The 12292-nt window shown below is 46.4% G+C and carries 8 protein-coding genes; all 8 read left to right on the top strand.

All coding sequences use genetic code 11. From position 1 onward, the window contains the following. Positions 1 to 576: 576 nt before the first annotated feature. On the top strand, positions 577 to 1782 hold the full coding sequence (locus QZT80_RS21395) for a c-type cytochrome (RefSeq protein ID WP_295128102.1): 1206 nt from the start codon (positions 577 to 579) through the stop codon (positions 1780 to 1782). A gap of 117 nt (positions 1783 to 1899) precedes the next feature. Next, positions 1900 to 5016: a TAT-variant-translocated molybdopterin oxidoreductase gene (locus QZT80_RS21400; RefSeq protein WP_295126993.1), complete on the top strand. Its 3117-nt coding sequence runs from the start codon at positions 1900 to 1902 to the stop codon at positions 5014 to 5016. Positions 5017 to 5152: 136 nt separating this feature from the next. Beyond that, positions 5153 to 6586, top strand: coding sequence for an NrfD/PsrC family molybdoenzyme membrane anchor subunit (nrfD, locus tag QZT80_RS21405; RefSeq protein ID WP_295126996.1), 1434 nt, complete (start codon positions 5153 to 5155; stop codon positions 6584 to 6586). Positions 6587 to 6639: 53 nt separating this feature from the next. Continuing rightward, positions 6640 to 7230, top strand: coding sequence for a DUF3341 domain-containing protein (locus QZT80_RS21410; protein WP_295126999.1), 591 nt, complete (start codon positions 6640 to 6642; stop codon positions 7228 to 7230). Between the two features lie 79 nt (positions 7231 to 7309). Beyond that, positions 7310 to 7951: a cytochrome c gene (locus tag QZT80_RS21415; protein ID WP_295127001.1), complete on the top strand. Its 642-nt coding sequence runs from the start codon at positions 7310 to 7312 to the stop codon at positions 7949 to 7951. Between the two features lie 43 nt (positions 7952 to 7994). Next, positions 7995 to 9203 carry a quinol:cytochrome C oxidoreductase gene (locus tag QZT80_RS21420; RefSeq protein ID WP_295127004.1) on the top strand — a complete coding sequence of 403 codons (1209 nt, stop codon included), beginning with the start codon at positions 7995 to 7997 and terminating at the stop codon, positions 9201 to 9203. 145 nt (positions 9204 to 9348) lie between these two features. Continuing rightward, positions 9349 to 10317 (top strand): cytochrome c oxidase subunit II, encoded by a 969-nt coding sequence (locus tag QZT80_RS21425; protein WP_295127007.1) that lies wholly within the window; start codon positions 9349 to 9351, stop codon positions 10315 to 10317. A 99-nt stretch (positions 10318 to 10416) separates the two neighbouring features. Then, positions 10417 to 12240, top strand: coding sequence for a cbb3-type cytochrome c oxidase subunit I (locus QZT80_RS21430; RefSeq protein WP_295127010.1), 1824 nt, complete (start codon positions 10417 to 10419; stop codon positions 12238 to 12240). Positions 12241 to 12292: the final 52 nt, after the last annotated feature.

Genomic DNA, 12292 nt, shown 5'->3' on the forward strand with positions numbered 1-12292 from the left:
TGTGAAAGACTATTTCATTTTGGAGGGGAGCCGGGGTCAAAAAAGACATGGACCGCAATAAACATTTTTATGCAGGTTTTGTTAGGAGGTGAAGGTTACTATATATATTAGATGTATTTTTATAAGGAGCAGTATAATATAAGGAGCAAAAATCGAAAACCTTAAGAATCAATTCCCTTTGTAGCGTTCGCATGATAGAAATTCAAATCTGTGTTTGATGTGAAAATTGTATCGGAGATGTTTAAATAAACATCAGTACAAATTGATTTACAAAACATGATTTTTATCATAATAGACCTCGGGAGCTTGTAACAGTATGTTTGATGATTCTATGAAACCCTTATCTGCAAAGGAAGTAAGCTGGTTTTAAACTTGAGGATTATATATAAAAGTTTGTTTAAATGCAAACAAGAATTTTTTATGGTTGTTGATAAATTGTCAATATTCTGTCTTATTTTTGTGGGCACTTTTAAAGAAACCTAAGGTCAAATCTAAATTATATAGGCTGTGTATTGTCGTGTTTCCATTCTTTTGCGCAAGCAATTTGTGAGTGTTCTTATCCTATGCGTTGGTCTGGTGTTTTCTTTTACACCTGCTCGCGCTGCAGATCCTGCTGCTGGTAAGGCCATATTTCAGGCAAATTGTGCTTCGTGCCATAATGTTCAGAAAAAATTGACAGGTCCTGCCCTTAAGGGTGTTGAGGATAGGTGGCCTGATAAGCAATTGCTCCATAAGTGGATCAAGAACTCAGCGGGCGTTATCGCAAGCGGTGATGCTTATGCGAATGCGCTGTACAAAGAGTACAACGGTACAGCCATGCCTGCTTTCCCTACCCTGTCTGAAGCAGATATCGATAACATTCTGGCCTTCGTTGATGCTGAAAGCAATAAAGTACCGGCAGCACCAGGTGGTGGCGGTGGTACAACTACTGCGGCCAAGTCAGAAGATTCTGGCAGCAGCAGCCTGATCTTCGGTGTTATCACCCTGATCCTGGCAGTTGTAGCGGTTATCCTGATGCAGATCAACAGCAACCTGAACAAACTCGCTGCTGAGAAAGAAGGTGTTGATCATCCGGAGCCAGTTCCTTTCTACAAAAACAAAGCTTACATCGCACTCGGTATCATGATACTGTTTATGATCGGCGGTTACTTCACCATTCAGGGTGCAATTGGCCTGGGTCGTACACAGGACTACATGCCAGAGCAACCCATCTTCTACTCTCACAAAGTACACGCAGGTACTAACCAGATCAGCTGTCTCTACTGCCACTCCGGCGCCGAAAAGAGCAAGCACGCTATGATCCCTTCTGAAAACGTGTGTATGAACTGTCACAAAGCTATTACTGAGTATACTGGTGAAGACCTTTACACTGCAGAAGGCAAAAAAGTGAATGGTACCGCGGAAATTCAGAAACTGTTCGACAAAGTTGGATGGGACCCTAAAGCTGGTAAATATGTAAAAGCAGGCGAGCCTATCGAGTGGACCAAAATTCACAACCTGCCTGATCACGTATACTTCAACCACTCACAGCACATAGTAGCAGGTAAAGTTCAGTGCCAGACATGTCATGGTAACATCCAGGAAATGGACGAAGTTCACCAGCATGCAGACCTTTCAATGGGTTGGTGCGTAAACTGTCACCGTACAACTAAAGTTCAGTTCGTAGAAAACGATTACTACAAGATTTTCGAAAAACTGCACAAAGACATCGAATCCGGCCACATCGACAGCGTAACTGTTGAGATGGTAGGTGGTACTGAATGTCAGAAATGTCACTACTAATCAGATAAGAATCAACACGGCCCGGCCGGGTAACAGTATACTTGTATAGCAACTGAAGACGCCCGCCGCCGAATATTGCAACCGATCATTTATAAAATCGTAACTCGTTAATATAACATGGAGCAAAAAAAGTATTGGAAAGGCTTGGAGGAGTTGCACAATACACCTGCGCATCAGGATATTGTGAAGAACGAATTCGGAGAAGAACTTCCGTTTGAAGAGAGCGAGAGCCTGCTGAATGCCGCTACCCCTCGACGGGACTTCCTGAAATACCTGGGTTTCACTACAGCCGCGGCAACTATTGCAGCAAGCTGTGAAACTCCGATCAAGAAGGCGATTCCTTATGTAAACAAGCCGGAAGAAATTACGCCTGGCGTACCTAACTTATATGCTTCCACGTACGTAACCGACGGTGACTTCGTTCCCCTGGTGGTTAAAACCCGAGAGGGTCGCCCCATCAAGATAGAAGGTAACGAAATGTCTACTATCACCGGTGGTTCTACCACAGCAAGGGTACAAGGTTCGGTACTGAGCCTGTACGATGTGGCCCGTGTACGTGTACCGGGTGCTGTAACCAAGGATAATGAAAGAGGTTTCATCGTAAAAGATATGACCTTCGCAGAGCTGGACAAACAAGTGATGTCCGCACTGGCAGGTTTAGGTGGCAAACCAGTTGTGCTGCTTACTTCTACCATTATCAGCCCTACTACTAAACAAGTGATCAGCGAGTTCCTGGCTAAATATCCAGGTGGCCGTCATGTTACTTACGATACTATTTCTTACTCCGGTATGCTGCTCGCTAACGAAGCATCTTACGGAAAAAGAACTTTACCTGCTTACCATTTCGAAAATGCCAAAGTAATAGTGAGCCTGGGCGCCGACTTCCTCGGTACCTGGTTGAACACTGCTGAAATTACAAGGCAATACGGCGCTACCCGTAAGATCAATGCTGCTAAACCGGAAATGAGCAAACACTTCCAGTTCGAAAGCACGATGAGCCTTACCGGTGCAAACGCCGACGAAAGGTTTACACACCGTCCGTCTCAGGCCGGCGCTGTAGCCCTGGCGCTGTACTCAGCACTGGGTGGCGGTGTTGCAATGCCTGCACTGGACGAGAATGTAAAAGCCGGTGTACTGAAAGCTGCTAAAGCTATTCAGGCTAACAACGGTAAAACACTGGTAGTAAGTGGTTCAAACGATGTGAACGTACAGATCATTGTAAACGCCATCAACAGCCTGGCGGGTGCAAACGGTACTACGATCGACTGGGCTACTACTTCCCCTATCCGTCAGGGTATTGATGCAGACATGCATCAGCTGGTAGACGATATGAACGCCGGTGCTATCGGTGCCCTGTTCATCGCTGGTGTTAACCCTGCCTACGATTACTTCGATGCTGATAAATTCAAATCAGGTATCGCTAAAGTAGGTCTGAGCGTTTCATTCAACGAGCGCCTCGACGAAACCAGCCAGCTTTGTAAATTTATGGCTCCTGACCACCACTACCTCGAAAGCTGGGGTGATGCTGAAGGCAGGACCGGTTATATCTCTTTCATACAGCCTACCATTGCGCCGTTGTTCAAAACACGCGCTATTCAGGACAGCCTGCTTACCTGGAGTGGCAACACCACTGCATGGGTAGATTACCTGAAGAACCTCTGGATCGCCAAACTGGGTGGCCTGGAACAATGGAACAAAACACTCCAGGACGGTATCATTGAACCCGCTACCGCACCAGCACTGGGTGGAGCAACCTTTGCTGCCGACGCTGCAGCAGCTGCAGGCAAGATCAGCACTAAAAAAGGTGGCAAATACGAACTGGTTCTGTACCAGAAAGTAGCTATCGGTAGCGGTAAAGAGGCAAACAATCCATGGTTGCAGGAAATGCCCGATCCAATTACCCGTTCTACCTGGGATAACTACGCTTGTGTGTCCAACTCTTTCGCTAAAAACTACAAAGAGGAACTGGGCGACGATTACGAGATCAATGCAGAAAGAAAAGTACTGAGAATAAAAGCTAACGGTAAAACTATTGAATTGCCTTTGCTGATCGTTCCGGGTATCCATCCTGAAACAATCGCCATTGCAGTTGGTTATGGCCGCGGCGATGCAAAACTGATCGGTAAAGCAGCCGGTAACATCGGTAAAAATGCTTATCCTTTTGTAAGCTTTAATGGTCAGACTTTCGATTACTTCGCTACCGATGCTACAGTAGAAGCAACAGGTGAAAAATATGCGGTGGGTCTTACTCAAACGCATAACAGCTACGAAGGCCGTCCGATCATTAAAGAAACTACACTCGAAGAGTTCATTGCGAACCCTAAAGATGTAAACCACGACCGTGAGAAACTTCATCACTATGGTGAGGATTTCGCACTGGACGCTACCATGTATAAAGATGTACACGGCACCCTGATCCCGAACAACGGTGTGAAATGGGGTATGTCTATCGACCTTAACACCTGTTTCGGTTGTGGCGCCTGTACGATCGCCTGTCAGGCAGAAAACAACGTTTCTGTTGTAGGTAAAGAGCAGGTAATTAAAGCACACGAAATGCACTGGCTGCGTATCGACCGTTACTTTGCGGGTGATGAAAACAACCCTGAAGTAGTGTTCCAGCCAATGCTTTGCCAGCACTGTGACAACGCACCTTGTGAGAACGTTTGTCCGGTAGCTGCTACCAACCACAGTGCAGAAGGTATTAACCAGATGGCATATAACCGTTGTATCGGTACCCGTTATTGCGCAAACAACTGTCCTTACAAAGTTCGTCGCTTTAACTGGAGAGACTGGAACGGTGCAGATAGCTTTGAGAACAACCTGTACGATGTGGCCGATATGAACGAAAGCCTTACCCGTATGGTGTTGAACCCGGATGTTGTGGTTCGTGCCCGTGGTACTATGGAAAAATGTTCTTTCTGTGTGCAGCGTTTGCAGGATGCTAAACTGACTGCTAAGAAAGCGGGTCGTCCGATTAAGGACGGTGAAGCAAGAACTGCTTGTCAGCAGGCTTGTGCTTCCGACTCTATCATTTTCGGTAACGTAAATGATAAAGAAAGCGCCATCTTCAAACTCCGTAACCAGGAGCAGAAAGATCGTTTGTTCTATGTATTGGAAGAAATCCATACACTGCCAAACATCAACTACCTGGCTAAGATCAGGAACAAGGACGCAGCGCCTAAAGTTTCTGAACATGGCGAGGCGCATAAACCTAAAGAGGCAGCGCACCACTAAACCGGTACCGGCTCGTGGAAACATGAGAGGAATTAAGGTTGAACAGATTGAATTATTAAAAAGAAGACCAAGTTTAAGTTTTGCATTAAATAGTCGGGGTAGCTGAGAAGCTAAACTGACCAAAGCTCAGAATACTATGCATTTAAAGTACGAATCCACACTGAGAGAACCTTTAGTAGACGGGGTTAAGGATTATCACCAGGTGACTGAGGATATTATCAGTCCTATTGAAGCGAAGCCTGGCAAACTGTGGTATGCTGGTTTTTTCCTCTCTCTCGTATTGTTAGCGTTCGGCGCGTTCTCCGTAACCTGGGAAGTATACTATGGTACAGGTGTGTGGAACCTGAACAAAACAATTGGTTGGGGTTATGATATCACCAACTTCGTATGGTGGGTAGGTATCGGTCACGCGGGTACACTGATCTCCGCGATCCTGTTACTCTTCCGTCAGGGCTGGCGTACAGGTGTGAACCGTGCTGCGGAAGCGATGACGATTTTCGCGGTAATGTGTGCGGGCCAGTTCCCAATATTCCACATGGGTCGTGTTTGGATGGGCTTCTTCATCCTCCCTTACCCTAACACCCGCGGTCCTGTATGGGTTAACTTTAACTCACCACTGCTGTGGGACGTATTTGCGATCTCTACTTACTTCACTGTATCACTGCTGTTCTGGTATTCTGGTCTGATCCCTGACTTTGCTACCGTTCGTGACAGAGCTAAAACTAAATTACGCAAGTTATTATACGGTGTTGCCTCTTTCGGCTGGACTGGTTCCACTAAACACTGGCAGCGTCACGAGTCATTATCACTGGTACTGGCAGGTTTGTCTACACCACTGGTACTGTCTGTACACACCATCGTATCTTTTGACTTTGCTACCTCCGTTATTCCTGGTTGGCATACTACCATCTTCCCTCCCTACTTCGTAGCGGGTGCGATCTTCTCCGGATTCGCGATGGTAAACACACTGCTGATCATCACCCGTAAAATACTTGGCCTGGAAGATTATATTACTATTGGTCACATCGAAGCGATGAACAAGGTAATTGTACTCACAGGTTCGGTAGTAGGTGTGGCTTATCTTACTGAGCTGTTCATGGCCTGGTACGGTGCTGTTCCTTACGAGTTCGATACTTTCTACAAATACCGCGCTGCAGGTCCGCTGGGCTGGTCTTACTGGATCATGATGAGCTGTAACGTAATTTCTCCGCAGGTGTTCTGGTTCGCTAAAATGAGAAGGAACATCATGGTAACGTTCATTATGTCTATCATCGTGAACATCGGTATGTGGTTCGAGCGTTTCGTGATCATCTGTACTTCACTGTACCGCGATTACCTGCCGTCCAGCTGGGGTTACTATCGTCCGTCCTGGCCAGAAGTTGGTTTCTACGTAGGAACTTTCGGCCTGTTCTTTACCTGCTTCTTCCTGTTCGCTAAATACTTCCCGGTAATTGCAGTAGCAGAGATCAAGAGCGTACTGAAAACAACCGGTAAGAATTACAAAGACCAGATGGGTAAATATGAAGAGCAGGAAGTTGAGGCTTTCGCTCACGATCAGGCCCATCACTAATTAAGGAATAACTGGATTGATTTAATTGAATTGAACTTTGAATTTTTCACTATATGGCTGTTAAAAAATTTGTTGTAGGTAGTTTTGATGACGAGGCGGTATTATTCCCGGCTGTTAAAAAAGTTAGGGCCGCCGGATACAAGCTCCACGATGTGTATACGCCTTTTCCAGTGCACGGTTTAGACCATGCTATGGGCCTCCGTGAAACAAGCCTGCATACTGCGGGTTTTGTATACGGACTTACCGGTACTACTACGGCTTTATCTGTAATGGGCTGGGTATTTACAACAGACTGGCCAATGAACATCGGTGGTAAACCACATTTTCCGCTTCCGGCATTCATTCCCATCACGTTCGAGTTAACAGTACTGTTTGCAGCAGTAGGCATGGTGCTTACCTTCTGTTACCTTTGCCAGCTGGCTCCTTTCGTGAAGAAACACATCTTCCATCCCCGTCAAACAGACGATCTGTTTGTAATGGCGATAGAGGTGACCGGTAAAAACGGTGAAGAGGAAATCAAGAATTTCCTCGCCAGTGTAGGGGCTCAGGAAATTAATGAGCAAACTGCAGAAACAGGCTGGTGGTTAGGCCGTTACGATCAGGAAAGCCGTTTGTACGGTGCTCCCGCTACGGTAAATGCATAATCAACACCAGGAATAAACAACGAATTATAATACGGTGAAAGCCGCAACGTCAGACCAACGAGAAGACAAAAAATTACTGATGAAAAGGACTTCCAACATATTGATTGCAGCAGCACTAACAGGCGGATCTTTCCTGGCGGCTTGCAGTAAAGATCACAGGAAACCAGGAAAGCACTATGTGCCGGACATGGTGGATTCCCGTGCATATGAGTTCTATAATAAAACCGTAGCTAACATGAAGCCGGTGGAAGGAACTGTGAAGAGAGGAGAAATACTGCCTTATACTTTAAGAGCTGAAGATACTGCCCAGGCTAACCTGGTTAAGAATCCGCTGACGCTTAACGCAACCGATCTGGAAGAAGGTAAACGCCTGTTCAACATCTATTGTGCAGTTTGCCACGGTTCCAAACTTGATGGTAACGGCCCGCTGTACAAAGATGGCAATGGCCCTTACCCTGCCGCGCCTCCAAGCTTTATTGCCGGTAAACTTACCGGTTATAGCGAAGGCCGCATTTTTCACGTAGCCACTTATGGTTACAACGTGATGGGCAGCTACGCCAGCCAGCTCGACCGTGAGCAACGCTGGAAAGTGGCAGCTTACATCAAGAGCGTACAAAACGGTGGCGCCGCGCCAGCTGCCGCAGCCCCTGCTGCTGATAGCACTGCTGCCGCAACACCCGCTGCTGAAGCAGCACCTGCAGCCCCGGCTGTAACCAAGTAATTTGTTAAAACTGAATTTCGAAAAGTATTTTAATATACAGGTAATGAAGGACCAATTTGTAGTACCGGCAAGATTGAAAACGACCAGCTTCGCGCTGATGGGAGTTGGCTTGCTGACTTTATTGATCGGATTGTTTGCACTCCATGGCGAGCATGGAGACACACGCTTTTGGGCAGGTTTGCTGCAGAATAGTACCTTTTTCTTAATGGTTGTTCTGGCGAGCACTTTCTTTATCAGCGCCACCACCCTGGCTCACGGGGGATGGCAGCTTACATTCCGTCGTGTACCTGAAGCTATTTCAATGGTAGTGCCGGTGCTGGGGGTTATTGCCTTTATTATCCTGATGGTATTAGTGTTTGGACAGAAAGAACATATCTATCACTGGACGAACGCAGAACACGTTAAGCACGACCCGATCCTGACATTCAAAGCACCGTTCCTCAACCCAACATTCTTTACAGTGGCTGCCGTTATCACTATCGGCGCCTGGATAGCACTGACTATCAAACTGCGTAAAATGTCGATTGAGCAGGATAGCTGGGTAATGACCCAGGAAGCCGGTCGTCGCCTGATCTGGAGAAATACTGTTTGGTGTGCTGGTTTTATCGTAGTGTACTCCCTCACCGTAGGTTCTACCACTCCATGGTTGTGGTTGATGAGCATCGATGCACACTGGTTCTCTACCATGTATAGCTGGTATACTTTCATTAGCTCATTTGTATCTGGTATGTCGCTGATCGCTTTGTTCGTGATTTACCTGAAGAAACATGGTTACCTTGAGTATGTGACTAAAGAGCATCTGCACGATCTTGGCAAATTCATGTTTGCGTTCAGCATTTTCTGGACTTACCTCTGGTTCTCCCAGTTCATGCTGATCTGGTACGCCAATATTCCTGAAGAAACGATCTACTTCATTCCCCGTATGCAGGGTCCGTTCAGGTTCGTATTCTTCCTGAACCTTATTGTAAACTTTATTCTGCCTTTGCTGCTTCTCATGAAACGCGACGCTAAGCGTAACTATACATGGGTAGCGATCCTGGCAGTAATTATTATCTCAGGTCACTGGGTTGATTTTTACCAGATGGTTGCTGTGGCCACCGTTGGTCACCCGGTATTCCCCTGGTTCGAAGCAGGTATTGGTCTCGGTTTTGTGGGTATAATTATATTCATAACAGCTACACAGCTTGCAAAAGCTCCGCTGACGCCGAAAACGCATCCATATTTGAAAGAAAGTATTATACACCACACCTGATGCGTGTAGCGTGAAAACAGATAATAACAACGAATAGCATTAGATAACTTAATTATTTCAAATAGCAATGTCAGGATTTTTAGCAGTTTTAGTTGTTGTCCTCATATTCGTGGTCATTTTTCAGATTGCGAAGGCAAGCGAATATGTGTCCATCTTGAAGGGGGAAAAGAAATCGCGCCAGCAAACTAACCGGATCAATGGTTTCCTGTTGGTTGCCTTCCTGATCCTGGGGCTGATTGGTGTATGGTATTGCAACGATATCCTGAAAGACAGGATACTTGGCGAATCGGCGTCCGACCATGGTGAGGGTATTGATCAGATGATCAAGATTACCCTGATCCTGACCGGTATCGTATTCGTTATCACCCAGATCTTACTGTTCTGGTTCGCGTTCAAATACCAGGAGAAGGACGGCCGTAAGGCATTTTATTTCCCGCACAATAACAAGCTGGAAGTGATCTGGACAGTTATTCCTGCCATTGCGCTTACCATCCTGGTGGCCTTTGGTTTGAAACACTGGTTCCGTTTAACTTCAGAAGCGCCGAAAGAATCTATGGTGGTAGAAATTACCGGCCAGCAGTTTAACTGGCTCGTTCGTTACCCAGGTAAAGACGGTCAGCTCGGCAGCAAATACTTCAAAAACATCAACAACGCTACCAACCCTGTTGGTCAGGACTGGACAGACGATCTTAACAAAGACGACTTCATGGCCAGCGAAATGCACCTGGTTGTTGGTAAACCTGTAAAACTGATCATCGGTTCTAAAGATGTGGTACATGACGTTGGTCTGTCTCACTTCCGCCTGAAAATGGACGCAGTGCCTGGTATCCCTACCACGCTTTGGTTCACACCGAAGTTCACGACTGCGGAAATGAAGAAGAAAACAAACAATCCTGATTTCGTATATGAAATTTCCTGCGATCAGATGTGTGGCGAAGGTCACTACTCCATGAGGGGTGTGATCGTGGTGGAAACACAGGAAGAGTATGATGCATGGTTAGCTAAACAGGTAACTCAGTATTCACTGGCGCACGCTTCAGAAACACCTGCGCCGGCTGCCGAGCCTGCAAAAGCAGACAGCACTGCCGCTAAAACTGTAGCTGCTGCACACTAATCTGTTGTAAAAACAAATCACGGAAAGAAAAATTTAAAAAGACAAATTGCCAACAACGAATATTACCGCGCTGCTGGCTAATAATAAACAGAACTGATTATGAGTAACGAAGCAACTTTGCACGGTCAACATGAGGTAATTCATCACGGGGATGATCACCATGGGAATGGGCACGATCATGACCACCATCATGAACAGAGCTTCATTTCGAAGTATGTGTTCAGTATGGACCATAAAATGATTGCGAAACAGTTCCTGATTACAGGTATTATCTGGGCGATCATTGGTGCTTTATTCTCTGTACTGTTCCGTTTGCAACTCGGTTATCCCGATGCTACTTTCCCCTGGCTGGAAAGCATTTTGGGACATTGGGCAGAAGGTGGCCGTATTACACCGCAAGCCTATTATGCACTGGTTACCATGCACGGTACCATCCTGGTATTCTTCGTGTTAACAGCCGGTTTGAGCGGTACTTTCTCTAACTTCCTTATTCCTTTGCAGGTAGGCGCCCGAGATATGGCTTCGCCTTTCATGAACATGCTTAGCTATTGGTTCTTCTTTATGGCGAGCATGGTAATGATGGCTTCCTTCTTCGTACAAACCGGCCCCGCTTCTGGTGGCTGGACGGCTTATCCTCCGCTGAGCGCACTGGGTGACGCGTCTATCGGTTCTAAAATCGGTATGGACCTCTGGCTGGTGAGCATGGCACTGTTCGTAGTGTCGCAGTTGCTGGGTGGTCTTAACTACATCTCTACCATTCTGAACTTACGTACAAAAGGTATGAGCATGACGAAGATGCCTTTGACTATCTGGTCATTCTTCTTCACTGCTGTACTGGGTGTACTTTCTTTCCCTGTATTATTATCCGGTTTCATCCTGCTGCTGTTCGACCGTCACGGTGGTACAAGCTTCTACCTGAGCGAACTGTTCGTAAAAGGTAAAGTATTGCCAAACGAAGGTGGTAGCGCGATCCTGTACCAGCACTTGTTCTGGTTCCTTGGTCACCCGGAAGTATATATCATTATCCTGCCTGCGATGGGTATGGTGTCTGAAGTACTGGCCATTAACAGCCGCAAACCGATTTTCGGTTACCTGGCGATGGTTGGTTCCATGTTCGCGATCGCTATCCTGGCGTTCCTGGTATGGGCTCACCACATGTTCGTAACAGGTCTTAATCCGTTCCTTGGTGCGTTCTTCGTACTGTTAACATTGCTGATCGCGGTTCCATCTGCTATCAAGGTGTTCAACTGGATCACCACTATCTGGAAAGGTAATATCCGTTTCACTCCAGGTTCACTGTTCTCTATCGGTTTCGTTAGCACGTTCATCTCCGGTGGTCTTACAGGTATCTGGCTGGGTAACTCTTCTATCGACATTCACCTGCACGATACTTACTTCGTAATTGCGCACTTCCACATTGTAATGGGTGTGTCTGCATTCTTCGGTATGTTCGCGGCTATCTACCACTGGTTCCCTAAAATGTATGGCCGTTACCTGAACCAGACTATCGGCTTCATCCACTTCTGGATTACCATGGCAGGTGCTTACCTGATCTTCTGGCCAATGCACTACGAAGGTATGGCGGGTATGCCTAGAAGGTACTTCGACTACTCAGGCTGGGAATCATTTAAGATGTTCACCGAATTGAACCAGTTCATCAGCTTCGTGGTAATCATCGTATTTGCTACTCAGTTGTTATTCGTGTTCAACTTCTTCTACAGCATATTCAAAGGCAGAAAAGTTACAACAACTAACCCTTGGCAGGCAACTACCCTGGAATGGACTACACCAATCAATCCTGGCCACGGTAACTGGCCTGGCGAAATTCCTGAAGTTCACAGGTGGCCATATGATTATAGCAAAGACGGAAAAGACTTCATCCCGCAAACAGTTCCTGTTTCTGCCGACGAGTCTGCACACTAAACATATTGGTTTCCCGGAGCCATTGATCATTCCGGGGTGACGTACAGAAAGT

Origin of the sequence: uncultured Chitinophaga sp., from assembly GCF_902168175.1 — a bacterium.
Lineage (GTDB): Bacteria > Bacteroidota > Bacteroidia > Chitinophagales > Chitinophagaceae > Chitinophaga.

What these genes read in the sequence shown, in the direction of transcription:
- QZT80_RS21410 (WP_295126999.1), top strand. Translation starts at nt 6,640, where the DNA reads ATGGCTGTTAAAAAATTTGTTGTAGGTAGTTTTGATGACGAGGCGGTA.
- QZT80_RS21430 (WP_295127010.1), top strand. Translation starts at nt 10,417, where the DNA reads ATGAGTAACGAAGCAACTTTGCACGGTCAACATGAGGTAATTCATCAC.
- QZT80_RS21415 (WP_295127001.1), top strand. Translation starts at nt 7,310, where the DNA reads ATGAAAAGGACTTCCAACATATTGATTGCAGCAGCACTAACAGGCGGA.
- QZT80_RS21400 (WP_295126993.1), top strand. Translation starts at nt 1,900, where the DNA reads ATGGAGCAAAAAAAGTATTGGAAAGGCTTGGAGGAGTTGCACAATACA.
- nrfD (WP_295126996.1), top strand. Translation starts at nt 5,153, where the DNA reads ATGCATTTAAAGTACGAATCCACACTGAGAGAACCTTTAGTAGACGGG.
- QZT80_RS21420 (WP_295127004.1), top strand. Translation starts at nt 7,995, where the DNA reads ATGAAGGACCAATTTGTAGTACCGGCAAGATTGAAAACGACCAGCTTC.